Origin of the sequence: Anaerovibrio slackiae (assembly GCF_009695585.1) — a bacterium.
In the GTDB taxonomy this organism is placed as follows: Bacteria; Bacillota; Negativicutes; order Selenomonadales; family Selenomonadaceae; genus Anaerovibrio; species Anaerovibrio slackiae.
In genome coordinates, this window is sequence record NZ_VUNR01000034.1 from 1 (window position 1) to 25,950 (window position 25,950).

At 48.4% G+C, this 25,950-nt stretch carries 27 protein-coding genes and 5 tRNA genes; 30 read left to right on the forward strand and 2 right to left on the reverse strand.

From position 1 onward, the window contains the following. The 30 genes from FYJ84_RS14505 to hisIE form a co-directional block, all read left to right on the forward strand. Nucleotides 1–191, forward strand: a 191-nt coding sequence (locus FYJ84_RS14505) for a hypothetical protein (protein ID WP_205764259.1), incomplete at its 5' end; no start/stop codon positions are given. A 384-nt stretch (nucleotides 192–575) separates the two neighbouring features. Further along, nucleotides 576–2,186, forward strand: a complete 1,611-nt coding sequence (locus tag FYJ84_RS12525; RefSeq protein WP_205764260.1) for a SpoIIE family protein phosphatase — start codon at nucleotides 576–578, stop codon at nucleotides 2,184–2,186. A gap of 3 nt (nucleotides 2,187–2,189) precedes the next feature. After that, nucleotides 2,190–2,597, forward strand: a complete 408-nt coding sequence (locus FYJ84_RS12530; protein WP_154407940.1) for an ATP-binding protein — start codon at nucleotides 2,190–2,192, stop codon at nucleotides 2,595–2,597. 201 nt (nucleotides 2,598–2,798) lie between these two features. Further along, nucleotides 2,799–3,095: a type II toxin-antitoxin system RelE/ParE family toxin gene (locus FYJ84_RS12535; protein WP_154407941.1), complete on the forward strand. Its 297-nt coding sequence runs from the start codon at nucleotides 2,799–2,801 to the stop codon at nucleotides 3,093–3,095. A gap of 21 nt (nucleotides 3,096–3,116) precedes the next feature. Continuing rightward, a complete protein-coding gene (locus tag FYJ84_RS12540) occupies nucleotides 3,117–4,169 on the forward strand; it encodes a helix-turn-helix domain-containing protein (protein WP_154407942.1) in 1,053 nt (350 codons plus the stop codon). 93 nt (nucleotides 4,170–4,262) lie between these two features. After that, nucleotides 4,263–4,505 (forward strand): hypothetical protein, encoded by a 243-nt coding sequence (locus FYJ84_RS12545; RefSeq protein ID WP_154407943.1) that lies wholly within the window; start codon nucleotides 4,263–4,265, stop codon nucleotides 4,503–4,505. Further along, on the forward strand, nucleotides 4,495–5,046 hold the full coding sequence (locus tag FYJ84_RS12550; protein ID WP_154407944.1) for a zeta toxin family protein: 552 nt from the start codon (nucleotides 4,495–4,497) through the stop codon (nucleotides 5,044–5,046). Before FYJ84_RS12545 ends, FYJ84_RS12550 begins: the two co-directional genes overlap by 11 nt. A gap of 127 nt (nucleotides 5,047–5,173) precedes the next feature. Continuing rightward, a complete protein-coding gene (locus FYJ84_RS12555; RefSeq protein ID WP_154407945.1) occupies nucleotides 5,174–6,493 on the forward strand; it encodes an ATP-binding protein in 1,320 nt (439 codons plus the stop codon). Continuing rightward, nucleotides 6,490–7,239: a tRNA (N6-threonylcarbamoyladenosine(37)-N6)-methyltransferase TrmO gene (tsaA, locus tag FYJ84_RS12560; RefSeq protein ID WP_154407946.1), complete on the forward strand. Its 750-nt coding sequence runs from the start codon at nucleotides 6,490–6,492 to the stop codon at nucleotides 7,237–7,239. The genes FYJ84_RS12555 and tsaA overlap by 4 nt, the downstream gene beginning before the upstream one ends. 84 nt (nucleotides 7,240–7,323) lie before the next feature. Next, a tRNA-Asp gene (locus FYJ84_RS12565) sits at nucleotides 7,324–7,400 on the forward strand. 32 nt (nucleotides 7,401–7,432) lie between these two features. After that, nucleotides 7,433–7,508: transfer RNA gene (locus tag FYJ84_RS12570), tRNA-Gly, on the forward strand. Between the two features lie 33 nt (nucleotides 7,509–7,541). After that, nucleotides 7,542–7,616: transfer RNA gene (locus FYJ84_RS12575), tRNA-Cys, on the forward strand. A 3-nt stretch (nucleotides 7,617–7,619) separates the two neighbouring features. Beyond that, nucleotides 7,620–7,695 (forward strand) — tRNA-Gly (locus FYJ84_RS12580). A 34-nt stretch (nucleotides 7,696–7,729) separates the two neighbouring features. Continuing rightward, nucleotides 7,730–7,804: transfer RNA gene (locus FYJ84_RS12585), tRNA-Cys, on the forward strand. A gap of 109 nt (nucleotides 7,805–7,913) precedes the next feature. Further along, on the forward strand, nucleotides 7,914–8,834 hold the full coding sequence (locus tag FYJ84_RS12590) for a hypothetical protein (protein WP_154407947.1): 921 nt from the start codon (nucleotides 7,914–7,916) through the stop codon (nucleotides 8,832–8,834). Between the two features lie 113 nt (nucleotides 8,835–8,947). After that, nucleotides 8,948–9,592 (forward strand): hypothetical protein, encoded by a 645-nt coding sequence (locus FYJ84_RS12595; protein ID WP_154407948.1) that lies wholly within the window; start codon nucleotides 8,948–8,950, stop codon nucleotides 9,590–9,592. Between the two features lie 123 nt (nucleotides 9,593–9,715). Beyond that, the gene (gene ade / locus FYJ84_RS12600) at nucleotides 9,716–11,431 is read left to right on the forward strand and encodes an adenine deaminase (RefSeq protein ID WP_328596394.1); all 1,716 of its coding nucleotides are present in this window, start codon (nucleotides 9,716–9,718) and stop codon (nucleotides 11,429–11,431) included. A gap of 163 nt (nucleotides 11,432–11,594) precedes the next feature. Next, nucleotides 11,595–12,440, forward strand: a complete 846-nt coding sequence (locus FYJ84_RS12605; RefSeq protein ID WP_154407950.1) for a D-alanyl-D-alanine carboxypeptidase family protein — start codon at nucleotides 11,595–11,597, stop codon at nucleotides 12,438–12,440. Between the two features lie 104 nt (nucleotides 12,441–12,544). Further along, nucleotides 12,545–13,285 carry an esterase family protein gene (locus FYJ84_RS12610; RefSeq protein WP_405732900.1) on the forward strand — a complete coding sequence of 247 codons (741 nt, stop codon included), beginning with the start codon at nucleotides 12,545–12,547 and terminating at the stop codon, nucleotides 13,283–13,285. A gap of 64 nt (nucleotides 13,286–13,349) precedes the next feature. Continuing rightward, nucleotides 13,350–14,540 (forward strand): ATP-grasp domain-containing protein, encoded by a 1,191-nt coding sequence (locus tag FYJ84_RS12615; protein ID WP_154407952.1) that lies wholly within the window; start codon nucleotides 13,350–13,352, stop codon nucleotides 14,538–14,540. A 61-nt stretch (nucleotides 14,541–14,601) separates the two neighbouring features. Then, nucleotides 14,602–15,183 carry a peptidylprolyl isomerase gene (locus tag FYJ84_RS12620; protein WP_154407953.1) on the forward strand — a complete coding sequence of 194 codons (582 nt, stop codon included), beginning with the start codon at nucleotides 14,602–14,604 and terminating at the stop codon, nucleotides 15,181–15,183. Continuing rightward, on the forward strand, nucleotides 15,183–15,479 hold the full coding sequence (locus FYJ84_RS12625) for a GIY-YIG nuclease family protein (RefSeq protein WP_235901482.1): 297 nt from the start codon (nucleotides 15,183–15,185) through the stop codon (nucleotides 15,477–15,479). The genes FYJ84_RS12620 and FYJ84_RS12625 overlap by 1 nt, the downstream gene beginning before the upstream one ends. Before the next feature lie 112 nt (nucleotides 15,480–15,591). Beyond that, a complete protein-coding gene (gene hisG, locus FYJ84_RS12630) occupies nucleotides 15,592–16,263 on the forward strand; it encodes an ATP phosphoribosyltransferase (RefSeq protein ID WP_154407954.1) in 672 nt (223 codons plus the stop codon). Next, nucleotides 16,260–17,597 (forward strand): histidinol dehydrogenase, encoded by a 1,338-nt coding sequence (gene hisD / locus FYJ84_RS12635; protein WP_154407955.1) that lies wholly within the window; start codon nucleotides 16,260–16,262, stop codon nucleotides 17,595–17,597. Before hisG ends, hisD begins: the two co-directional genes overlap by 4 nt. A gap of 15 nt (nucleotides 17,598–17,612) precedes the next feature. Continuing rightward, nucleotides 17,613–18,695, forward strand: coding sequence for a histidinol-phosphate transaminase (gene hisC, locus FYJ84_RS12640; RefSeq protein ID WP_154407956.1), 1,083 nt, complete (start codon nucleotides 17,613–17,615; stop codon nucleotides 18,693–18,695). After that, the gene (hisB, locus tag FYJ84_RS12645) at nucleotides 18,692–19,282 is read left to right on the forward strand and encodes an imidazoleglycerol-phosphate dehydratase HisB (protein WP_154407957.1); all 591 of its coding nucleotides are present in this window, start codon (nucleotides 18,692–18,694) and stop codon (nucleotides 19,280–19,282) included. Before hisC ends, hisB begins: the two co-directional genes overlap by 4 nt. Before the next feature lie 36 nt (nucleotides 19,283–19,318). Beyond that, nucleotides 19,319–19,924, forward strand: coding sequence for an imidazole glycerol phosphate synthase subunit HisH (hisH, locus tag FYJ84_RS12650; protein WP_154407958.1), 606 nt, complete (start codon nucleotides 19,319–19,321; stop codon nucleotides 19,922–19,924). A gap of 22 nt (nucleotides 19,925–19,946) precedes the next feature. Next, nucleotides 19,947–20,690 carry a 1-(5-phosphoribosyl)-5-[(5-phosphoribosylamino)methylideneamino]imidazole-4-carboxamide isomerase gene (gene hisA / locus FYJ84_RS12655; RefSeq protein WP_154407959.1) on the forward strand — a complete coding sequence of 248 codons (744 nt, stop codon included), beginning with the start codon at nucleotides 19,947–19,949 and terminating at the stop codon, nucleotides 20,688–20,690. A gap of 2 nt (nucleotides 20,691–20,692) precedes the next feature. Next, on the forward strand, nucleotides 20,693–21,451 hold the full coding sequence (hisF, locus tag FYJ84_RS12660) for an imidazole glycerol phosphate synthase subunit HisF (RefSeq protein ID WP_154407960.1): 759 nt from the start codon (nucleotides 20,693–20,695) through the stop codon (nucleotides 21,449–21,451). Next, nucleotides 21,451–22,158, forward strand: coding sequence for a bifunctional phosphoribosyl-AMP cyclohydrolase/phosphoribosyl-ATP diphosphatase HisIE (gene hisIE / locus FYJ84_RS12665; RefSeq protein ID WP_154407961.1), 708 nt, complete (start codon nucleotides 21,451–21,453; stop codon nucleotides 22,156–22,158). Before hisF ends, hisIE begins: the two co-directional genes overlap by 1 nt. Nucleotides 22,159–22,617: 459 nt before the next feature. Here hisIE and FYJ84_RS14935 read toward each other — a convergent pair whose 3' ends face one another. Next, the gene (locus FYJ84_RS14935; protein WP_154407962.1) at nucleotides 22,618–24,522 is read right to left on the reverse strand and encodes a [Fe-Fe] hydrogenase large subunit C-terminal domain-containing protein; all 1,905 of its coding nucleotides are present in this window, start codon (nucleotides 24,520–24,522) and stop codon (nucleotides 22,618–22,620) included. Nucleotides 24,523–24,804: 282 nt separating this feature from the next. After that, complete coding sequence (locus FYJ84_RS12675) at nucleotides 24,805–25,596, reverse strand: enoyl-CoA hydratase/isomerase family protein (protein ID WP_205764261.1); 792 nt, start codon at nucleotides 25,594–25,596, stop codon at nucleotides 24,805–24,807. Nucleotides 25,597–25,950 lie beyond the last annotated feature (354 nt).

Below are 25,950 nucleotides of genomic sequence, written 5' to 3' on the forward strand. Positions count from 1 at the left end.
ATAATATTTACAAACATGCCTTTGGGATTTTTGCTTATAATCCTGAAGGTTTGTTAAGTGCACTTTATTTCAAGAATTTGCTTCAAAAACTTTTGAGAAAACCTGTTGACATATTACCAGGTTGCTTTATGTGTATTTTATATAAATATAAAGGAAAAGTAAAGCAATTTACGTTACAAATATTTTCATAAAAGAAAGGAGCAAAATGGCAAGCGTAAAAACTGACTTAGGCTATATCCACGGGACGGAAAACCTAATCCAGTGGGTGAACGAGAACAGCAACACCTATCACATCAAGAATCATGGTGACCTTTATTATTGGGTGAAGCAGAAAAAGAAAGAGGGTAGCAGGTGCCTTACTCTCACTGCATCGGAGAGCAAGGACGGTAAAAAGCATATTTTGCCCTTCTGCATCCTCCGTGGTGACAATTCCATATCACTGATGAGCAGATTGAATGCTTCTACAATAAATTTATGTCCAAGTTGCCTGAGTCCATGCAACGCTTATTGCAAGCTAATTGAGAAATTTATCTTTTGAAATATACAGTTTTCAAGGAGCCGTTAGGATTTTCTGTGTGGGAAGTTTGAGTATCTTTCTGTGCTTTATCCTGGGAGCATTTGGCGCAGTGAATTATTCCCAGGGCATGATTGGAAGATATGAAAGCTACATGGCTGGCATCCTGCGCTATGCCCTGACGGAAATTGACGGGGATGCCTTAGAGGAGTGTATTGATTCAGGTAAAGCAAATGCCAGCTATGACAGGGTGCAGAAGGTGCTGGACCGCATCAAGGAAACCAATGACATTGAATTTATTTACATAGTTAAGCCATTAAATAATGGCAGTGAAGATAACATGATGAATGTGATGACGGGGGCTACAGCCTATGAGAAGGCGCATGAAAAGGAATCCCTGGTACTGCTGGGACAGTATACAGGAGATGCCTATTCCCCGGAGGTGGCTGAGAACTATTTAAAGGGCATGAAGGCGGGCAGTGAAGAAATTACCTATTTCAGCAATACAACAGAGTTTGGTCATGATTATACTGCCCTTGTGCCGATCATGAATTCCAAGGGGGAAGCTGTAGCCATTTTGGCAGTTGATATTTCTATCAATGAAATAGGGACAGTGCTGACGAAATACATCAGCAGCATAGTAATTGTGATGTGCATCCTCATAGGCATTTTCCTGACAGGCTTGTACAAATGGCTAAGCAAGAGAGTTATTGTGCCGATTTCTAGGATACAGGTATCAGCAGAGAGGTTTGTGGAAAGCAGCCATGGGCAGGAGGATCCTGATAAGATAATCTTTGAAAATCCGGGCATTAAATCCGGGGATGAGGTGCAGGCATTGTCTGAAGCCCTGGTAACTATGGCATCGGATTTGAAAAAGTATATGAAGAATCTGATGCTGGAAACAAAGGAAAAAGAGCGCATAGGAGCAGAGCTGGGGGGAGCAACCCATATTCAGTCCTCCATGCTGCCATGTATCTTCCCTGCTTTCCCTGACAGAACTGAACTGGATATTTATGCAACTATAACACCTGCCAAGGAAGTGGGCGGAGATTTCTATGATTTTTTCATGGTAGATGACAGGCATCTGGCTATAGTTATGGCTGATGTTTCCGGCAAAGGCGTTCCGGCAGACCTATTCATGGTCATCGGTAAAACCCTGATTAAGGACCATACGGTTCCGGGACGGAATCTGGGGGAGGTCTTCACAGAGGTAAACAATATACTTTGTGAGTCAAATGATAACGGCATGTTTATTACAGCCTTTGAAGGGGTGCTGGACCTGGTGACAGGTGAATTCCGCTATGTCAATGCCGGTCATGAGAAGCCGTTTATCTACCGTAAGGGCAAGGGCTATGAGGAATACAAGACCCGGGCGGGCTTTGTGCTGGCAGGTATGGAGAACATCAAATACAAAGAGCAGGTAATTCAGCTGGAGGCAGGAGATAGGATTTTCCAATACACGGATGGTGTTACAGAGGCAACGGATATGGATAAACAGCTGTATGGCATGGATAGGCTGAACAGTGTGCTGAATCTGAAATGTGCAGAATGTAGTCCGGAGGAGACATTGCGGCTGGTGAAGGCTGACATTGATGCTTTTGTAGGAGGTGCTGATCAGTTTGATGATATAACCATGCTGTGCCTTGAGTATGTCAGGAAAATGGAGGAATGACCTATGAAGGAGATAACCTTGGATGCTACACCGGAAAATATAGGTGTGGCAACGGATTTTGTGGAGGAATTTCTGGATGAAATAGGGTGTCCGATAAAAGCCAAAATGAAGCTGAATATCGCCATAGACGAGCTGTTTGGCAATATAGCCAATTATGCTTATCCGGACGGGGCAGGGCAGGCAACTGTCAAGGTGGAAATGCTGGAAAATCCAAGAGCAGTCTGCATTACCTTCATAGACAGCGGCGTGCCATACAATCCCCTGTCAAAGGCGGATCCTGATATCACCCTATCGGCTGAGGACAGGCAGATTGGCGGGCTGGGGATCTTCATGGTGAAGAAAAACATGGATGATATGCAGTATAGCTATTGCGAGGGCCGAAACCGGCTGAAAATAATCAAGTGTATTTAAATTAATGGTGTAATTTCTGTATGATACCACTTGCTTGTATAAGATATAGGCAGGTGGTATTTTTGTTTATGATAAGTATTTTTGTGGTAGTCTATTAAAATATAATTTACCTGTGAGGTTAATTATTTTTATTGACATAGAGTGCTGGGGATGATAGAATAAATTTACCTAATAGGTAATTTGCTACAGGAGAGTGACATATTGGAAGTAACGTACAGAAACAAAAGAATTGAAAAGATTTGTACGGATACCAAGGTCGCTGAAAAAACATACGGCACTGAAATGGCAGAAAAAATAGATATGCGCATAGGTGAGATATCTGCAGCTGATACTGTGGAGATGATGATTCAGTTCCACATTGGTCGCTGTCATCCGCTGAGGCAGAATAGAAAGGGGCAGTATGCTGTGGACCTTGTTCATCCATATCGCTTAGTATTTGAGAAACATGGAAATAAAATCCAAATAGCGAATATTTTTGAAATAGTTGACTATCATTGAAGGAGTGAAGGAGGTATTTCTATGGCTAGAAGTAAAAGTTATATAGCAACGCCGCCTGGAGCTACTATTAAAGAGCAGCTAAATGATAGAAGTATGAGTCAGAAAGAATTTGCGGCTAGAATGGATATGTCTGAGAAACATATTAGCAAGCTAATTAATGGCGAAGTACAGCTTACTCCTGATTGTGCGGTACGATTGGAAATGGTACTTGGAGTACCAGCGAAGTTTTGGAACAGTTTGGAAAGCAGATACAGAGAGAAGCTGGTGAAAGTTGAAGCTGAGAATGCTATGGAGCAGGATGAGGCAATTGCAAGGCAATTGCCTTATGGCGAAATGGCAAAGTATGGCTGGATTCCGGCAACCAGAAATATTAAGGAGAAGGTTATTAATCTCAGAAAATATTTTGGTGTTGTTGAACTACCATTGCTTGAGAATAACCAGATAACAAAGATTGTATGCCGTAGATTGGCAATTACTGCTAAAGGTGATTTGGCACTTATTGCTTGGGCGCAGAGAGCGAAAATTATTGCTCGTAATATGAATACAGAACCTATAAATGTCAGGGGGCTTATCAATAAATTAGATGAGATTCGTAACATGACATTGATGCCACCGCAGCAGTTTTGTCCTAGATTAAAAAAGCTACTTTCAGAATGTGGTATTGCCTTAGTTTTTTTGCCTCATTTAAAAGGATCGTTTTTGCATGGAGCAACATTTATGGATGGTAATAAAATTGTATTAGGTTTGACTGCGCGGGGAAGTGATGCCGATCGTTTTTGGTTTAGTTTGTTCCATGAATTTGGCCATATTATTCTTGGGCATATAGGGAATATCGATGGTACTACTGACCAAGATGAAAATGCTGCAGATGAATGGTCAAGGGATAAGCTGATTCCGGCGGTTGCCTTTAATAAATTCAAAGAAAATCAGGTATTCTCGCTGGACAATGTAAGTGCATTTGCAAAATCTGTGGGAATAGCACCGGGGATTGTGGTTGGCAGATTACAGAATGAGAGGAAAATACAGTATAATATGCTTAACGAATTAAAAGAGCATTATGCTATAACAATGTAAAAAAGTTTTATGGCAGATTCAGTTGTGTTATAACGGGAAGGAATAAGGCATTGGGTTTATGTATGTATATTTCTGGAAAGAGCGTGATATAAAATGAAGTATATCGTTAAAAAAATTGGCAATATGTCTGTAAAAGTTATCATTAATGAGGATATGTCTTCTTGTGAAGGAAGCATTAGCAGTAGCGATGCTGAAATGGATAAACGTGCGGCAGCTGCTGTTAGGTCAGCTATTTATAGAGCTAAAGTATGCAAAAAACCTGTGGCAAGATATGATGTTGCTACAAAAAGAGCATTTTTAGAATTTGCTGATGGGAGCAGAAAATATGTCGACTAAAAAACCGATGGTTTTGGTTATAGCCGGTCCAAATGGTTCTGGCAAAAGTACTTTTACACAATATTTTGAAAAAATTGGTGAATATACAAACGCTGATGATATTGTTGCTGCAACAGGAATGAATAATGCGGATGCTGCCAGGTTGGTTGATGCAAAGCGTTATGATGCTATTGCTCAGAAAAAAGATTTCACCTTTGAGACAGTGCTATCTTCAGAATACAAATTGGAAATACTAAGAAAAGCCAAGTCTGAAGGATATTTTATAAAATGTATTTTTGTTTTGACTGTAGATCCAAATGTGAATATCGCCAGAGTTCAAACTAGAGTGGCTCAAGGCGGACATGATGTAGAACGAGAGAAGATTATAAAGCGTTATAAAAAATCTTTGGGTAATATCAAGAAATTATTGGAAATATGTGATATTTTGCATGTTTATGATAACACGTTAGAACCTTTTAGGATTATTCGTAAACATAAAGACTATATATCCATCTATGCCAACGATTTGTGGGGTAAAGAAGAAATATTAGCTCTTATGTAGTAATTTTATGCAGGTGTTTCCACGGATATTCACTGTAAAAAATGTATTTATAAATCAAAAGAACGTTGTAATTTTTGTGACAAAATGCTATAATACGCGTGAATAATGAGAGGGGGGAGGTGTAGCTATGTATCGTATTGCCATGGAAAAGCTGCTGAATTGGAAGGAGAGCAAGCGGCGTAAGCCACTAATTATCGAAGGCGCAAGGCAGGTTGGCAAGACCTGGCTGATGAAGGAGTTTGGCAAAAGCGCATACAGGGATACTGTTTATATAAACTTTGATTCTAATTCACGCATGTCAGAGCTGTTTGCTTCTGATTTGGACATTGACCGCCTGATTATGGGGCTGGAGCTGTATGCAGGCCGCAAAATCGATTCAGATAATACCTTATTGATTTTTGATGAGGTACAGCAGGTTCCGAGAGCGTTGGCATCGCTCAAGTATTTTTACGAAAATGCTCCGCAATATCATATTGTATGCGCTGGTTCCCTTCTTGGTATAGCTTTGCACGAGGGCACTTCCTTTCCAGTGGGGAAGGTGGACTTTTTAAAACTCTATCCGCTGTCCTTTAAGGAATTTTTAATGGCAACGGAAAAAGAACGTTTTGCGGAGCTCCTGGATAGGCGGGATTTTGACATGATTGCAAGCTTCAAGCAGACCTATATCGATGCTTTGAAGCAGTATTACTTTGTAGGCGGTATGCCGGAAGTAGTACAAAGCTTTGCAGAAAATAAGGATTTTAATGAAGCTCGTTATATTCAAAAACGGATTCTGGCAGCCTATGAACAGGATTTTTCCAAGCACGCTCCTAATGAAATCGTCCCGAAAATCCGCATGCTGTGGAACAGTATTCCCTCTCAGCTGGCAAAGGAAAATAAGAAATTCATTTATGGGCTTCTGCGTGAGGGTGCCAGGGCAAAGGAATATGAAACGGCAATTATGTGGCTTTCTGATTGCGGGCTTGTTTACAAGGTAGGCCGGGTAAGCAGGGCAGGGATGCCATTGAAGGCGTATGAGGACTTAAAGGCGTTTAAGCTGTTTATGGTGGATGTCGGCTTGCTTGGCTGTATGACAGGGCTTCGCCAGCGGACCTTGCTTGATGGAAATGATCTGTTTACTGAGTTTAAAGGAGCCTTGACTGAACAATATGTTTGTCAGCAATTGAAGACTATTGAAGATATGGGAATTTATTACTACACAAATGACAGAGGTTCCTGCGAGGTTGATTTTGTTGTTGATACAGGTGAGCAGATTGTTCCTGTTGAAGTAAAAGCGGAGGTCAATCTCAAAGCCAAGAGTTTAAAAACTTATCAGGAAAAATTTTCGCCTGAGGTTTCTGTTCGTACCTCCATGGCTGATTTCAAAAAAGAAGCCTGGCTAGTGAATTTGCCATTGTATGGAATAGAGCAGATTGCAAGGCTGACGGAAGATGGTAAGAGTGAATGAATAATAACAATACCAATAATATTTATAACAGCAATAACAGCAAAAATAATAAGGGCGGCAGTGACAGCATCAGCATGAAGGTCATCGCCCGCATACGCAATGATTTTCCCAGCAAATTCGGTATCCCCCGGCAGAGCGGCGTGGTCAGGGAGCTGACAGGGCGCATCGTTTTTGAGCCGGAGTACAGGAATCCTGATGCCCTGCGTGGCATAGATGGCTTTGATTATCTGTGGCTCATATGGCAGTTTTCGGAGGCGGTGCGGGACAAGTGGTCACCTACGGTGCGTCCGCCTATTCTGGGGGGCAATACTAGGATGGGTGTGTTTGCCACCCGTTCTCCGTTCCGCCCCAATGCCATAGGCCTTTCCAGCGTCAGGCTGGAAGGGGTGGAGCTAAATACCCCGGAGGGGCCGGTGCTGTATGTCAGCGGGGCAGACTTGATGGACGGTACGCCGATTTTTGATATCAAGCCATATCTTGCCTATGCAGACAGCCATCCAGAGGCAGCTCAGGGTTTTCGCGGGGAGGGCTGGAAAAGGCAGCTGCAGGTGGAAATCCCGGATGATTTGCTGGCAAAGGTGCCGGAGGCGAAAAGGGCAGGTCTTTTGGGTGTGCTGTCCAACGACCCACGGCCTACATATCACGATGATGAGGCGCGTATCTACGGCATGCCCTTCGGCAGCCAGGAAATCAAGTTCCGCGTGGCGAAAGATAAGCTGATAGTGGTGGATGTGATAAATTTTTAAGTTTTTTTCAAAAAAGTGTTGACAAATGACTCAGTTTTCTATATAATTTCAATTGTTGTCACGCAAGTAAGAAGTGAGGCAAACGGCCCGGTAGTTTAGTTGGTTAGAATGCCGCCCTGTCACGGCGGAGGTCAGGGGTTCAAGTCCCCTTCGGGTCGCCATCTTTTTTCTGATTGTGGGGACAGGTGATGACGCGGAAATAGCTCAGTTGGTAGAGCATCACCTTGCCAAGGTGGGGGTCGCGAGTTCGAGTCTCGTTTTCCGCTCCATTTTTCCTCTGGTGTTTGCATAATTTCATAAGTGGTGACATAGCCAAGCGGTAAGGCCGAGGTCTGCAAAACCTCTATTCCCCAGTTCGATTCTGGGTGTCACCTCCAAATGCGGAAATAGCTCAGTTGGTAGAGCATCACCTTGCCAAGGTGGGGGTCGCGAGTTCGAGTCTCGTTTTCCGCTCCATTTTTTTCTCTGAAGTTTGCATAATTTTATAAGTGGTGACATAGCCAAGCGGTAAGGCCGAGGTCTGCAAAACCTCTATTCCCCAGTTCGATTCTGGGTGTCACCTCCAAAGAGTTTAATCTCCCCTGAGCAGGTCTTGGGGGATTTTTATTTGCCTTTTGTTCTGAAAAAGCATATAATATAAGTAACAAATATTAGAAAGCGAGCGAGGCGGCGTAATGGCAGAAAACAATGTTATGACAAAAATCACGGATAATCTTTTGAAGGTGTATGATTATGCCTTTCTGGAGGGGGCTACCTACGGCTTTTACAAGCCAAACGATGCTATGTATGTAGGTGTGCGGATGACGGAAAAGCAGTACAATTGCCCCGGCTGCGGCAAAAGCTTCCGGGTGAAAATCCGCAATGACAATGACGGCATCCTCTACTTTTCCAAGAGCCGCATTGCGGAACAGAAGAAGATTTATGATGAGCTGGATATGGATTTTCCTGCGGACTGGGAGCTGATGGAAAAGCCTTATACTTATCAGCTTTCCGGTTACTGCGCTGATTGCGCGGCTGAGAAGCTGCTTGCCTCGGAGGAATGGGGGCAGCGCATCAACAATCTCTGCCATGAGCTGTATTTGCAGGATATGCTGGTATCTGATAAGGCGAAGCAGTACATGACGGATGCGGTGGAGAGGTGGCTGTCTGGCATTGAGTCTGCCGATGAGCTGACCAGGTTTGATTTGGCCAACCCGGAGATTTTGCAGGAGCTGATCTGGATTATGGTGCTCAGCGATACGGAGGCCTGTGAAAAAGCCCTGCAGGAGTATCGTGACAGGGTGCAGCCGATTCTCTACGAGCTGAAGGAGCTTTTGGAGCAAGCTACACCTGCCTGGAAGGCGTATGTGGCACGCAGCTCCAGCCTGCCGGAATCCATGTCCGATGGGGAGTATCACGAGTATACCCTGGCCTTTCCGGCTGATGATACAGTAGGACAGGACTTTTATTTCCGCAAGAATGTGGAAAAGAGCCGGGTGGAGATGTTTGTGAGCCAGCATCGCATTGCCTCTATTCAGGAGCTTTTGGCAGATGCAGGCTTTCAGGAAAAGTGGATAGATATGGTGATGGACAAGGCTAATGAGCTTTTGAAATAGGCAATGTACAGCAAGTGATTCATAGCTTATGTTGCATCTCAGGTGATTTCAGAAAATTTTAATTTTTTCATGTTAAAATCATTGGGTCAATTTTTGGATTGGGAGGATTTGCAATGAAAAAATTTTCGGTTTGTATTTTGGTTTGCTTGTTGATGATGTCGATTTGTTCCATGGCCTTTGCCGCCAAAAAGACAGGCAGCCTGCAGCCGGAGGATTTTGCCTTCAAGGGAGTTGCCCTTGGTGATACCAGTGCTGTGATGCAGGAAAAGCTGGGGGAGCCTGACTTTGATACGGAGATAGTGGTGCTGGAGCAGGCTGTCAAGTGCTATGTGTACTCGGCGGATTTGAAGGTCTGCGTGGATCCGCGGACAGAAAAGGTAGTGGCGGTACTCTGCAAGGATAAGGAGTACAAGGCAAGGGCGGGGGTGTCCTATGGTGCTACCCGTGCCAAGCTGATGAGTACCTACGGCAAGGCTGACAAGGAGAAGCGGGATGGCAATCTGTACTATGTGTATAGGAATCCCGAGGATGAGAAGCAGAAGCTGATGCTGCAGATGGAGCCTGCGGATTATTATGTGGAAAGCTTTTTGATTACCAGCCTGCCCCTGACTGAGGAGGAGGCGGCTGAATATGAGATGGGAGAGTTCCCGACGGAGCTGTCCGGGGAGGATGAGCCGAAGCTCAGCGGCGGCTTTAACAGCCGTGGCGAGTGGTGGGCTGCCTACAAGGTAAATGATAACCTGACGATAGGTATCTGATTTTTGTCAATAGTCATTTATGCAGTGCCTGCCGGGCAGATATTTGCCAGCTGGTGGAGGTGCCGTGGGGATTTTTGTTGGAGGGGTACAGTTAAGAAGGAAAGCGGGTGTTGATTTTTGGATGTGAAGCGTCTAATCAGGGTGGCTCAGGGATTGGAGCCGGCGGACCTGGTGCTGAAAAATGCGGAGGTTTTTCACGTTTTTACGGGTGAGTTTATTCTGGGGGATATAGCTATTGCTGATGGCTATATTGCCGGGACAGGCTCTTATTTTGGCATTGAGGAAATAGATATGAGCGGACGGTATATCGTGCCGGGGCTGATTGATGCCCATGTGCATATCGAGAGCTCCATGCTTACGCCGTATCAGTTTGCCAAGGCGGCACTGCCTTGCGGCGTTACCACGGTCATTACGGATCCTCATGAGATTGCCAATGTCTGCGGTACGAAGGGGATTCAGTTTATGCTGGATGCAACTGAGAAGATTCCGCTGAATGTGTATGTCATGCTGCCTTCCTGCGTGCCGTCCACGGAGTTTGAAAATGCAGGGGCAAAGCTTCTGGCAGATGATCTGGAACCGTTTTTGCAGCATCCCAGGGTGCTGGGGCTGGCGGAGATGATGAATGCGCCGGGAGTGCTGACACAGGACAGCGGTGTCATGGAAAAGCTGCGCATGGCAAGGAGTGCAGGCATGCATGTGGACGGACATGCGCCCGGGCTCACCAGCAGCCAGCTGATGGGATACGCTGCAGCAGGGATTACCTCTGACCATGAGTGCATTACCAAGGAGCAGGCATTGGACAGGCTGCGTGCCGGTATTGGCGTCATGCTCCGGGAGGGCACGGCTGCCAAGAATCTCAAGGCACTGCTGCCGGCTGTCAATCCTGATACGGCACCTTATTTTATGTTCTGCTCTGATGACAAGATTCCGGCGGAGCTTTTGGAAAGCGGCTATATCAATGACATGATACGGATTGCCGTATCCGAGGGGGGCGTAAGCGTTGCCAATGCCTTGCAGATGGCAACTATCAATACTGCCCGGCACTACAACCTCAAGGATGTGGGGGCGATTATGCCGGGCTGCAAGGCGGATTTGCTGGTGCTGGACAGCCTCAATCCGTGGGTGCCGCTGCAGGTCTACAAGGATGGCAGGCTGGCTTATGACCAGGGCAGGCTGGTGCAGACTGGTACGGAGCTGGATTCCTCAGACTTGGAGCATACTGTCAATGTGGGGGAGCTGAACCTGGATGCCCTCAGGCTGCCTCTGGCAACGGAGATGGCTCATGTAATCGGGCTGGTTCCCTATCAGATTGTGACAAAAAAGGCAACCCTGCCTGTCAAGCGGGTGGATGGCTGTGCTGTCAGCGATATTGAGAATGATGTGCTGAAGCTGGCGGTGTTTGAGAGGCACAGGGCAACAGGCAATGTGGGGCTGGGGCTGGTGAAGGGCTTCGGGCTGAAGCGTGGTGCCCTGGCATCAACGGTGGCTCATGACTCCCATAATCTCATTGTTATCGGCACCAATGACGAGGATATGCTGGCAGCTGCCAGGGAGCTGCAGCGCATCGGCGGCGGTATCTGCATTGCCGATGGCGGCGAGATAACGGCTTCCCTGGCTCTGCCTGTAGGCGGCCTGATGACCAATGAACCGGCGCAGGCAGTAGCTGACAAGCAGGCGGAGATTATTGCCAAGGCACGGGAGATGGGCGTGCCGGAGTTCTATTCGCCGTTTTTGACATTGGCATTCCTCAGTTTGCCGGTTATTCCGTCCCTGAAGCTGACTGATAAGGGACTGGTGGACGTGGATGCCTTCAAGTTTATTCCGCTGGGGGCAAAGTAAATTAGTTTTTTGATTTTTACGTTTTGGGTTAAGGTTTTTCTTTGGTGCACTTTAGGAAGGTTCGTGGATATATCTCATGTTTTTTCTCAATTCAACTAAGGTCGCAGATGTTCTCGAGTCAAGATTTGACAGGCTGGTAACGCCTTTTTCGTTAGTGAGGCTTATGGCGCTGTTTGTCTGTGTCTGTGTCCTGTTAATTCCAAATGATTACGGGGTGGTTGCCGGGGAGAGGATACTTCCCAATCCGCCTGCTGTTACGGCTGAGTCGGCAATTTTGGTTGACTTGCAGACAGGGGGCATTATCTATGGCAAAAATGCTGATGTGAGGCAGTATCCTGCCAGCACTACCAAGGTGATGACGGCCGTACTGGCTCTGGAGGAGGGGGACAATAACAGGACGGTAGTTGTCAGCCCTTATGCGGCATGGGTGGAATGCACCGGCCTATGGGCAGGTCATGCCATGCGGGAATTTGACATGATAGAGCTGATGCTGCTGGAATCGGATAACGGCGCGGCAACGGCTCTGGGGGAGGCTGTGGGCGGCAGCGAGTCCGCCTTCGTAGCCATGATGAATGCCAAGGCGCGGGAGCTGGGCATGAAGGACACTCATTTTGAGAACTGCAACGGCATGCCGGATGCCAATCATTATTCTACGGCACGGGATATTGCGAAGGTTTCTGCCTACGCCATGAAGAATGAGCTTTTTCGCCATATTGTAGCCAGTGAGAGGATTATCATGCCTGACTGGCAGAATCCCGGGAACACCTACGAGGCGGAGAATACCAATGAGCTTTTGAAGAGCTATCCTGGCTGCATAGGCGTGAAAACAGGCTTTACCAACGCTGCCGGTGGCTGCCTGGTGTCTGCTGCAAGGCGTAACGGCAGGGAGCTTTTGTGCGTGGTGCTGAAATCCAGCGATATGGACACGAGGTTTTCTGATTCGGCGGCACTATTGGATTATGGTTTTCTTTGTGCAGAAAATGGTTTGGCAGAGCTGCCGAAAAATTGACATAGTTAGTAAGTTTTGTTATCCTTAAAGGAGCGACATTCTTTTGTGCAGGCATGCTGCATAGAGAAGGTTGCTCCTTGTTTATTTTGTATGTTAGGGGCGATATTATGAACGTTGAGCATATCCATCATTATAGTCATCATCTGGGCAGGGATATGAATATCCGCGTGTATGGGCATGACGGGCTGCCTATCGTAGCTTTTCCATGCCAGGACGGAAATTGCTACAATTATGAGGGCTATGGCTTTTTGGACAATATAGCCGACTACATTGACGGCGGCGCCATTCAGCTGTATGTGGTTGATACGGTTGATGTGGAGAGCTGGTCCAATGTCTGGGGAGACAAGGGCTGGCGGGCCTGGCGGCAGGAGCAGTATTTTCACTATATAGTGGAGGAAGTGCTGCCTTGCATTTATTCCCGCAACCACAGCGGCAAGCAGCCGATTACCTTTGGCTGCAGCCTGGGGGCTACCCATGCGGCGATTGTTTTCCTGCGGCGCCCTGACTTGTTCGGGGGCTGCCTGGCTCTTTCCGGTGCCTATGATGCCAAGTATTTCTTTGATGGCTGGATGGATGAGGTGCTTTATCGCAATTCGCCGGTGCATTTTATGGAAAACCTGCCGCCTGACCACTGGTATGTGGAGCTGTACAACCAGCGGAAGCCGATTTTCTGCGTGGGGCAGGGCCCGTGGGAGGACGAGGGCAGGCGCACTACGGCTATCCTCAGGGACCAGTTCAATGCCAAGGGCATCGGTGCATGGTGCGATTTCTGGGGCTATGATGTGGAGCATGACTGGCCGTGGTGGAAGAAGCAGATTCGCTATTTCCTGCCGTATTTGCTGTGATATGCTGATATGTAGTATATCATGAGTATATGATGGATAATAAAGAGAAAAGGGGAGTAATGATATGAATTTCGTGTTTATTTCTCCGCATTTTCCGCGGACGTACTGGCTGTTTGCCAATCGTCTGAAGCGGAACGGAGTAAATGTGCTGGGGGTTGGTGACTGCCCGTATGACGGACTGGATGAGAATGTAAGGAATTCCCTGACGGAGTACTACTATGTGCAGGACATGAAGGATTATAGCCAGGTGTTCAAGGCTGTGGCATTTTTCTCATTCAAGTACGGCAAGATTGACTGGCTGGAGTCCAACAATGAGTTCTGGCTGGAGCAGGATGCCCGCCTGCGCACGGATTTTCATATCACTACCGGCGAGCAGTATGCAGATATCGGGCGCATCAAGAAGAAGTCTGCCATGAAGGAATATTACCGTCAGGCAGGGATTCCGTCTGCCCGGCTGCATCATGTGTCCAGCCTGGAGGAGGCACGGAAGTTTATTGACCAGGTGGGCTATCCTGTGGTTGTGAAGCCCGATGTGGGGGTAGGTGCCAACGATACCTACAAGCTGAAGAATGACGATGAGCTGCAGGGCTTTTTTGCCAACTATCCTGAGGTGCCTTATGTCATGGAGGAATTTGTGCAGGGCAAGATTTTTTCCTATGATGCCATTCTTGACAATAAGTCGGAGCCTTTGATGGAGTCCTGCACGGAGTGGCCGCCATCCATTATGAATATCGTGACGGACAAGCTGGATCTGGCTTATTTTGTCCGCGCTGATGTGCCTGAGGCACTGCGCAGGGCAGGCCGGGCGGCGGTGAAGGCATTTGATGTCAGGAGCCGTTTTGTGCATCTTGAGTTCTTCCAGCTGGAGGCTGATAAGCCGGGGCTGGGCAAGGCCGGTGATTTTGTTGGTCTTGAGGTGAATATGCGCCCTGCCGGCGGCTATACCCCTGATATGATGAATTATGCCCATAGCATGGATGTGTACCAGATCTGGGCGGATATGGTTACTGACAACCGCCGCTTGCAGCCTGATTTGCAGGATGACCGCTTCTGTGTGTATGCAGGCAGGCGTGACCAGTTCAGCTATGTACATTCCCCGGAGGAAATCAGCAGGCGTTACGGCAACGATATTGTCATGGCAGAGCGCATGCCTGAGATGATGGTGCCTCAGATGGGCAACCAGTGCTATACCGTCAAGCTGAGAACTGAGCAGGAAGTGCATGAGTTTATCAGGTTCGTAACCGAGCGCAGATAATATTTGGTTGTTTACTACGTTGATAGCGGATTAGTCCTGGTATGAGGATAATGGTGAGTACATGAAGAAAATAGTTATGTGTGTGCTGCTGGTGCTGGCGTTTATGACTACCGCCTGTGCCGCAGGTTCATTTTTTGATTTCAGGAAAAGCGAAGGAGAGAATAAAGTGGCAAATCGTATTGCAGTTTTTGACACCAATATGGGCGAGTTTGAGATTGAGCTGTTTGAGGATAAGACGCCGATTACTACCGGCAACTTCATCAAGCTGGCAGAGGAAGGCTTCTATGACGAGGTGATTTTCCACCGCATTATTGATGGCTTCATGATTCAGGGCGGTGATCCTACCGGCACCGGCATGGGCGGCCCTGGCTATACCATCGAGGATGAGTTCAGGTCTGATTTGCGCCATGACAGCGAGGGCATCTTGTCCATGGCCAATACCGGCCGTCCACATACCGGCGGTTCCCAGTTCTTTATTACCCTGGATGCCACTCCGTGGCTGGATGGCAGGCATACTGTGTTCGGCAAGGTAATCAAGGGCATGGAGGTTGTGCGTGAAATCGGTCATGTGAAGACCGGCGCACAGGACCGTCCTGTGCATGATGTTGTAATCAACAAGATTACTATCAAGGCTGCTGAATAATGGCTGGACATACTGCCCCGGTTTCTCGGAGAGAAGCCGGGGCTTATACTTATATGCTGGAATGCAGCGATGGGACATTGTATACGGGCTATACTGTTGACCTTGCCCACAGGCTTGCCATGCACAATGCTGGCAAGGCAAGCCGCTGTACCCGTTGCCGCCTGCCTGTAAGGCTGGTTTATTATGAAAGCTTTGCCACGAAAAGCGAGGCCATGAAGCGGGAATGTGCCATCAAGAAGCTGACCAGGAGCCAGAAGCTGGCATTGATTGCTGCAGCTTCCAATGAGTGCAATTGATTGCAATAATTTTTATTGACGAATTGGGCTGCATGTGTTATCATGTTACACGTTAGCACTTTAATAAGATAAAGAATGAAAATAAAAACAACAGATTGATGGAGGCGTACAGATGACTTCTAACAATATGGATTACATTACAATCGCGCTGCCCAAGGGCAAGCTGTTCGGCTTGTCTGCGGATTTGCTGGCGAAGGTGGGCTACACGGCGGAGGATTTGAGTGAGAAGTCCCGCAAGCTGGTGATTACCAATGAGGAAAAGAAAATCAAGTTCATCATCAGCAAGACTGCCGATGTGCCTACCTATGTGGAGTACGGTGCAGCGGATATCGGCATCATCGGCAAGGACGTCCTTTTGGAGTCCGGCATGGATGTGTATGAGCTTTTGGATCTGGGCTTTGGCAGGTGCCATCTGATGATGGCGGTGCACAAGGACCACAAGCGGCCGAAGCTGACTGATTATGCCCATACCCGCGTGGCCACCAAGTTCCCTCATATTGCAGAGAAGTTCTTCAACAGCAAGGGCATGCAGATGGAGTATATCAAGCTGAACGGCTCCATTGAGCTGGGGCCTATTGTGGGGCTTTCCGAGAGCATTGTGGATATTGTGGAGACAGGGACTACCCTGCGTGAGAATAATCTTGAGGAGATTGCCTACATCATGGATGCTACGGCACGCCTGATTTGCAACCGCGTCAGCTTCAAGCTGAAATTTGACAGGATTCACCAGCTGACGGAGGATTTGAAGCAGATTTTGGAGCTGGCGAAGGAGGAAAAGCTATGAAAATCGTCAATGTAAAGGATATGGGCATTGCTGCTGTTGAAAATTTATTGAAGAAGCCTGCTTTTGACCAGGTTGAGCTGAATCCCCGCATCAGGGAGGCCAACAAGCAGCTTTTTGGCGAGGACCTGACTGCGGCGCAGATTGTGGATCGCATCGTAGGTGAAGTGCGCCGGGACGGTGATGCGGCTGTTATCAAGTATACCAAGCTGATTGACAGGACGGAGTTTACGCCGGAGGAATTCCTTGTGACGGAGGCTGAATATGAGGCGGCCTATGAGGAAGCAGACCCGGAGGTGGTTGCTTCCCTGAAGAAGGCAGCAGAGAATGTGCGCCAGTACCATCAGGAGCAGAAGCCAAATTCCTGGATGACCTATCGTGACCACGGCTCTATCCTGGGGCAGTCCGTTATCCCTCTTGACAGGGTGGGCATCTACGTGCCGGGTGGCACGGCAGCCTATCCTTCCTCCGTTATCATGAATGCCATGCCGGCAGTGGTGGCAGGTGTCAGGGAAATCATCATGATGGTGCCGCCGAAAAATGGCAAAATCAATCCTTATGTGCTGGTAGCGGCCAAGGAGGCAGGGGTGTCCAAAATCTTCAAGATTGGCGGTGCCCAGGCGATTGCAGCCATGGCCTTCGGCACGGAAACTATTCCCCGGGTGGACAAGATTACCGGCCCCGGCAATATCTTCGTTACCCTGGCCAAGAAGGCAGTGTACGGCCACTGCGATATAGATATGCTGGCAGGCCCTAGCGAGATTTTGATTGTGGCGGACAAGACAGCTGACCCTGCTTATACTGCGGCAGATATGCTAAGTCAGGCGGAGCATGATATGCTGGCTTCCAGCATTGTGATTACTGATAGTGCTGAGCTGGCTGGCAAGGTGGCAGAGGAAGCGGAAAAGCAGCTGAAAAAGCTGCCCAGGGAGGAGATTACCCGTGCTTCCCTTGACAGGAACGGGCTGATTATCGTGACTGAGGACATCATGCAGGCAGTGGAGCTGGCCAATGTTTCCGCTCCTGAGCACATGGAGATTCTGACGGAGCAGCCATTCCAGCTGCTGCCTTATGTGCGCCATGCAGGGGCTGTGTTCCTGGGAGCGTATTCCCCGGAGCCTTTGGGGGATTATTTTGCCGGTCCGAACCATGTACTGCCTACCGGCGGTACGGCACGGTATTATTCTGTCTTAAACGTGGAGACCTTCATGAAGCGTACCAGCATTATTTCCTATACCCAGGCACAGCTTGATGCGGTCAGCGACGATGTTATCAGGCTGGCAGAAGCAGAGGGGCTGCAGGCACATGCCAATGCTGTAAGGCTGAGAAAGCTTTAAGAAGGAGAGATTTTGATGAGGTTAAAGAAATTGAGATATAGAAGCAAGCTCAATTGCATGCCATCCTATGATGTGGTGGAGCGTGAGTGGAAAATCAAGGTCAATGCCAATGAATGCGGCATGAATCTGCCGCCGATGGTGGAGGACAGGGTGATGGGGCGTCTCAGCCGCATTGCCTTTAACCGCTATCCCAATGAGGACTTGGAGCAGCTGATGGAGGCTATTGCTTCCAACTACGGGCTGCAAAAGGAAAACGTGCTGATTGGCAATGGTTCCAGCGAAATCATTGAAAAGCTGTTTTTTGCCTTTGGGGGCAGGAACCTGACGATTGCCTATCCGCAGCCGTCCTTTTCCATGTATCGCATTTATGCCCAGGCTGCTGAGGCCAGGAGTGTTGTGATTGAGCTGAATCCGGAGGATTATAGCCTGGATGTGCGCCAGTTTATTCAGAAGGTGAATGATTCCAAGGCAGCCCTGGCTGTGGTCTGCAATCCTAACAATCCTACGGGCAATGCGCTGACTATTGAGCAGATTGAGGATATTGCCCAGCATACCAGCTGTGCCCTGCTGATTGATGAAGCTTATGTGGAGTTTTATGGACAGTCGGCAACCTGCCTGCTGAAAAAGTACCCGAAGCTTCTAGTGGCCCGCACCTTCTCCAAGGCATACGGCCTGGCTGCTATCCGCTGCGGTTACCTGCTGGGGGATAAAGCTGTGATTGATATGGTCAAGAAGACCTTCATGCCTTATCACATGGATGTGCTGACGCTGGTAACTGCTGATACAGTTTTCCAGATGCGTGATGAGTATGTGCCGCGCATTCAGCAGATGATTGCAGAGCGCAACCGCATGACGGAGCAGTACAAGACACTGCCGGGCTTTACGGTGTATCCGTCTCAGACGAACTTTATCCTGGTGCGTTGTGATTTGGCAGCTGAGCTGAACGAGGCACTGGCTGCCAAGGGCATTGGTGTGCGCTGCTTTGGCAACAGTGCCGGGCTGGAAGACTGCATACGCATTTCCATGGGAACCCGTGAGGAAAATGATGCAGTGTTTGCGGCAATCAAGGCTTTTGCAGAGTCGGAGGGGCAGAAATGAGAAGCGGCAACGTAATTCGTGAAACCAGGGAAACGAAGATAGACCTGACTATAGATTTGGATGGCAGCGGCAGGGCTGACGTGGAAAGCGGTATCGGCTTTTTTAACCACATGCTGACCTTGCTGGCCGCCCATGGGCGCTTTGATTTGGTGCTGAACTGTGATGGCGATATTGAGGTTGACGGGCATCATTCTGTGGAGGATATCGGCATTGCCCTGGGACAGGCTGTGCATAAGGCATTGGGGGACAAGAAGGGCATTACCCGTTATGGCACCTTTTTCCTGCCCATGGATGAGACCTTGGTGATGGTTTCCCTGGATATCAGCGGCAGGCCTTTTTTGGTCTACGATGCAGGCGGTGCTATGGCACCGATGATTGGCAAGTATGATACGGAGCTGACGGAGGAATTTTTGCGGGCATTTGCCTTTAATGCGGGCATTACACTGCATGTCAAGGTGATGTACGGCACCAATTCCCATCACAAGGTAGAGGCTATTTTCAAGGCACTGGGACGTGCCCTGCATGCCGCCGTGAAGATAAATCCTGAGACGGCAGATGAAATTCCTTCTACCAAGGGAATGTTGTAAGGGGCTTATGCCGCAAAGGGCGTTAGGAGGCAGCAGATGATTGCAGTTATAGATTATGGTGTAGGCAACCTGTTCAGCGTGGAAAAGGCGTTGCTGCAGTTTGCAGACGATGTGGTAGTGACAGGCGATGAAAAGCTGATTTTGGCGGCAGACAAGCTGGTGCTGCCGGGAGTTGGCGATTTTGGCGAGTGCATGAGCAATCTGGAGGCTACCGGGCTGATTCCTGCTATCAGGCAGAAGATTGCAGATGGCACGCCCCTTCTGGGCATCTGCATTGGCGAGCAGATTTTGTTCGAGGGCAGCGAGGAATCACCTGGTGCCAAGGGACTGGGGCTGTTCAAGGGCATGGTACGCCGCATCAATGCCCCGGGGCTCAAGGTTCCTCACATGGGCTGGAATTCCGTGAATTTTTCAGAGCCGAAGCATCCTTTGTTCAAGGATTTGGGGGAGCACCCATATTTTTATTTCGTGCACAGCTACCATTGCGTGCCGGAGGACGGCAGCGTGATTACGGCGGTGACGGAGTACGGTGAGCAGCTTACGGCAGCTGTGGCAAAGGACAACGTGATGGCAACCCAGTTCCATCCTGAAAAATCGGGAGACGTGGGGCTGCAGGTTCTGAAGAATTTTATTGAGATGTAGTGGTTACTGATAGGAGCGAAATATGGTTATTTTTCCTGCGATAGATATTCGCGGCGGCAAGTGTGTCCGCCTGTTCAAGGGTGATTTTGCCCAGGAGACGGTGTTCAGCGACAAGCCGGAGGAAATGGCTGCCAAATGGGAAGCCAAGGGAGGGAAATTCCTGCACCTGGTGGACTTGGACGGTGCTCTTGCCGGCAAGTCCGTCAATCTGGATGTGGTCAAGAAAATCGTGGATACTGTAAGTATTCCTGTGGAGCTGGGAGGCGGCATCCGCACTATGGAGAACATTGATGAGGTGCTTTCCCTGGGGGTGCAGCGGGTTATTCTGGGCTCTGTGGCTGTCAAGAATCCTGCCCTGGTGAAGGAAGCCTGCCAGAAATACGGTGACCGTGTGGTGGTAGGGATTGATGCCAAGGACGGCATCGTGGCAGTAGATGGCTGGGGCGTATCCGGCGATGTGGAGGTAACGGTTCTGGCCAAGGAGATGGCAAAGGCCGGTGTCAAGACCATTATCTACACGGATATTTCCCGTGATGGAACCCTGTCCGGTGTCAATGTGGAGGCAACTGCCAGGCTGGCCCGGGAGAGCGGCATCAAGGTGGTGGCTTCCGGCGGCGTAAAGTCCCTTGATGATATTAAGGCACTGCTGCCTTACGAGAAGGACGGCATTGAGGGCGTCATCGTAGGCAAGTCTATTTATACCGGCAGCCTTGATTTGCAGGAAGCTGTTGCACTGGTGGAGAGTGCAGGAACCGGGGAGGCATAACTATGTATACAAAGCGTATTATTCCCTGCCTTGATGTCAAGGGGGGCCGGGTGGTAAAGGGCACCAACTTCGTAGGCCTCCGGGATGCCGGTGACCCTGTGGAGCTGGCACACCGCTATGATTTGGAGCGGTGCGATGAGCTGGTGTTCCTTGATATTACTGCTTCCAATGAGCAACGTGATACTATCGTGCAGGTGGCAAGGGACTGTGCCTCCCAGGTGTTTATTCCCTTCACCATCGGCGGCGGCATCCGCACCACTGATGATATGCGGAAAATGCTGAAGGCAGGGGCGGACAAGACCTCTGTCAACACGGCTGCCGTAAAAAATCCTGATATCATCCGCCAGGGGGCGGAGAAGTTTGGCCGCCAGTGCATTGTGCTGGCTGTAGATGCCCGCCGCTGCGGCGAGGAAAAGTGGGAGGTCTATGTCAATGGTGGCAGGACTCCTACCGGCATTGATGTGATTGAATGGGTAAAGCGTGCCACGGAGCTGGGGGCAGGAGAGATTTTGCTGACCAGCATGGATGCTGACGGCACCAAGGACGGCTACGACATTCCCCTGACCAGGGCGGTGTCCGAGGCTGTGGATGTGCCTGTTATTGCTTCCGGCGGAGCAGGCAAGATGGAGCATTTTTATGATGTGCTGACCGAGGGAAAGGCAGATGCCGTGCTGGCTGCCTCAGTCTTCCATTATGGCCAGTACACAGTGCGCCAGGTGAAGGATTATCTCAAATCCCGTGGAGTGGAGGTTAGATTCTGATGCTTGATATTTCTATGATTAAGTTTGATGCTGACGGGCTTGTACCAGCTGTGGTGCAGGAGGAAAACGGCCAGGTGCTGATGCTGGCGTATATGAACGTAGAATCCTTGCAGAAGACGCTGGAAACCAGGACTACCTGGTTCTGGAGCCGCAGCCGTCAGGAGCTGTGGAACAAGGGGGCAACCTCCGGCAATATGCAGGAGGTCAAGGATATGTACTACGACTGTGATGGTGATACGGTGCTGGTCATCGTACATCAGCAGGGCTCCGGCGCCTGCCATACGGGTACCTACTCCTGCTTCAGCGGACGCCGCCTGCTGCCTAACGATAAGGCCTTGGCAGTAGTGGAGCAGCCTGTGGCAGATGAAAATGCCCTGGCAGGTATCATGAACGAGCTGTATGCTGTCATCAAGGACCGCCAGCTGAACCCCAAGGAGGGCTCCTATACCAACTATCTCTTTGAGAAGGGGCAGGATAAAATCCTGAAGAAGGTGGGAGAAGAAGCGGTGGAGACCGTCATTGCCTCCAAGAATCTCAATAAGGATGAGATTGTCTATGAAATGGGCGATTTGTGGTATCATTGCCTGGTGCTGCTGGCTTATCACAACATCAAGCCGGAGGAGATTTTTGCCGAGCTTATCAATCGTCACAACGGTGGCAATTATCACAAGTTTACAGGCAAGACCGGCATCCGTCCTGTGGACTGAGACAAATAACAACTATACAGACAACATATTATTCAAACCGCGGGATAAAAGTATAAGTCCTGCGGTTTGTTTTTGTGCAAAACCTGCTCTAACCCGAACTAACCAATTACATCCGATAAATTATAGTTATCGGATGTAATTGCTACACTATGTTATTTAATGAGATTTGATATAGTTGTGACAAATATTAACTTTAAACTTATCAGATGCGTAAATGTTTTTTATTGATGTTGGTTGTTATACTATATACTTGTCCCCTGTCGGAAGCAAAGTCGGAAAAAAAGTCGGAAAGAATTTCTTATCGGATGTTCACAGGCTATGGCATCTGCGGCTAATGCTCATTGTAAAACAGTGTTTTTCGCTACAAAAAAGCTATCATTTGACTGTTTGCTAAGAGCAAAATCAGATGATAGCTTTTTGTATTTCATAGCCACTAATAGCTACTAATTAATTATTTATTTATCTTGTCTCCTCTATCATAGAGGTAGCAATAGATGTAATCTCCTCACTGCGTGCGGTTACCGCTTCTACATTGGCGGAAATTTCTGCGATAAAGTTATTGATTTCCTGTGCTTTCTTTTCAACGGCATTGGAAATCTTTTCCATGGTCTTAATTTCCTGGGCAGTTTGCCGCTGGCTTTCCTGAGATGTATGTGCCACCGTTTCAGATTCCCCTGCCAGCTTGCGCACCTCGGCTGCCACGACAGCAAAGCCGCGTCCTGCTTCTCCGGCATGGGCAGCTTCAATAGCAGCATTCAATGCCAGCAGGTTCGTCTGGCTGGCAATCCAAACAATTTCCTGCATTACATTGGCAAACTCATCCATTTTTTCACCAACCACATCTGTACCCGAGCGCAGGCGGCTGGCAACGTTCAGCAAATCATTTATCTGATGGGAAATCTTATCAATATGCTCGGAGTTTACCATACTTGACTGGGATACCTCCTGCATAGCATCCACAATATCCTCAACCTGCTTGTGCAGGAGACGATTTTTCTCCTCACGCTCCAGCATATTCTGATGGATGACCTCATTCTGCTCCCTTATGTGAGACTGCTCCTTGATCAGGCAATTGCGCTCATAGTCCACACAATTATCCGGGACATTAATACCTCGCTTCAAGGCATTAGCAAAACGCTCGCAGCTGCCATAGCCGCAGGCATGGCAATTTATCTCCCGTGATTCCCTGGTATGCTTTTCCAAGGTGTTATAGGTTTCTTCCAAATCCTCCCCCTTTTCAAATAAGCCATGCACATCTTTATTGTCATATTTGCGCATAAAGTCCGACAATTTCAATTCCTTGTCAAACCGCTCATAAGGATCGTATTTTACCCCGTTACCAGTATTATGAATCTGCTGGGCGGCCTTCGCCTGCTTGCGCTCATTGGTCTGAGCATCAATATCATCCAGGGCACAATCATGACAGGTACCTGTACCCAGATTGCAGCCAAATTCACAATTAAGCACATCCACAACTCCCGGCAATGCCTTGCCAGCCTTCCTGCGCTGCAGATACTCCCGCAGATACGGATAAGCCAGCTGCGTGGACTCAATCTGGCGAATCCAGATGTCAGGCTCAGTTATGCGGATATTCTCCTTCAAACCTCCCGGACGGCTGAAGGTATGTCCAAGTCCGGACGGAATCCCCTCAAAATCAGTCTCGGCATAACGTGATAATGTAATCCCTTCCTGCTGGATATACTGTTGCAGCTTCGCCAGAGTCACATTATAATGCACCAGTCCGTCATTATTCCTGTCCTCGATCTCATCGGACTTTGCCACGCACGGTGACAGAAACGCCAGCTTGTCGGTCACGTTCAGATACTTGCGCAGATATACTGCCAGGCACATGAGAGGGCTCTGCACCGGAGACAATGATGCCAGCAAATCCGGCAGGTATCGCTCACAATAATTCACTATAGCAGGGCAAGGCTGGGCAATGACGGACTTCAAATTCCGTTCCTTTATTGCACGCAAATAGCCCCATGTGGTAATATCGGCTCCCATGGACACATCGTAAATATGCTTCACGCCGCATGACTTCAGCCAGCCAAACAGTCGCTTTGGCTCCCTGATATTTGTAAGCACCGCTGGTGCAGCAACTACTGTAATAGATTCACCGCGCTTCAGGTCTTCAAAAAAGCGCACCGTATCATCCTGATAATCCCTAGCTCCGTGGTCACAGGCTTCCATGCAGGCACCGCAATGAATGCAATACTCATCATCAAGCTTTATCTTGCGGCTGCCGTCCGCTGCATGATAGGCATGATTGGCGCAATCAACTGGACAAACCGCTATGCACTTATTACAGCCAGTACATTTTTCTTCAATCGTGAAAATTCTCCCTTTTGACATCTGCGACATTAAATCTTACCCCCACAAGTTATCTGGCGTGTATCTTCTTTCTCAGCCAGATGCTTTTTGTTTCTTCATACCCGACTAAAATACCTTGCTTTCTCTCTTTAGTATACCAAAAATCAAGGTATTTTTACAAGTACTTTAGTCCCATATTTTGAGTATTTTATTAATGTATAAGTATTTTTGCAAAAAAAGAACAAATATATCACATCTTCTTGATGCAATATATTTGCTCGTTCTGTGCTTTAGCAATCGTCTGTATTTATGACCGCCACATCCCAGTCTCATTTATCTGCCCTGAAAAACAGGCTGTCGTTTTTCCTTAAAGGCAGCAACCCCTTCACGGAAATCATCCGTGTCCAGCAGGACTGATGAAGTTTCTGCCTCAAAATTCAAGGTCTCCTCCAAAGAGGCACCATACATGCCGATGCCTTCCTTTGCCTTCATCACCGCCAGCGGCGCCTTGGAGGCAATCAGGTCAGCCACCTGCCGTACCTTTTCTTCCAGCTGCTCCGCCGGCAAAACATCATTTATAAGCCCCCATTCCCTGGCTCTTTCGGCAGACAGCGGCTTTGCAGTCAGCATGAGCTCCTTTGCCCGGGCCTGCCCGATGCATCGTGCCAGATAAAAGAAGCCGCCACAGTCAGGGGAAAGTCCTACATTGACAAAGCTCTGGATAAATTTCACCCCTTCTGCTGCATATACCAGGTCACAGGCTATAGCCAGATTAAAGCCAGCACCTGCAGCTACGCCATTTACCATGGCAATGATCGGCTTGGTAGCGGCACTAATTGCCTTGACCATGCCGCCCACCTGGCTGATGAAAGCTTTCCGCTCGGCAAGGCTGTTGAGCGTGTCCAGTGACGGCAAATCACCGCCTGCCGAAAAAGCCCTGCCTGCACCTGTTAGAATCATCACCCTGACGTCAGGATTATTTTCCCCTCTCCTGATGGCAGCAATAACGCCATCCACCAGCTCCAGGCTCATGGAATTAAGGCTCTGCGGCCTATTCATGGTAATAGTTGCCACATTGCCAGTTTCACTGTATAAAACCGCTTTATCATCTGTGCAATTATCCATAAAACATTCCTCCTCAATGATTACGCACATTATATGCTCAGTATACAATTGAAAAATTTACCAGTCAACATACAAAAGAGCCTCGCTGACCTGCAAAGCTCTTTCCTTCGATATCTTCTATTTCTATTGAATTACTCACTCCTAACGCCTAGGCGTTTGAGGAGGGAGATTCCCACTTCTACGAGAACAGCCTTCTGCCTTGGCAAAAGGACTTACACACTCTCCGCGGGCGTTAATTTCCGTAATTCCTACGGTATTTTTATGCTTTGAAGCTTATGCAGATATTATTTCTTTTGCTTTAGCCAGAATATTCCTGGCTGCATTCACATCTCTATCGTGATGATGCCCGCATAC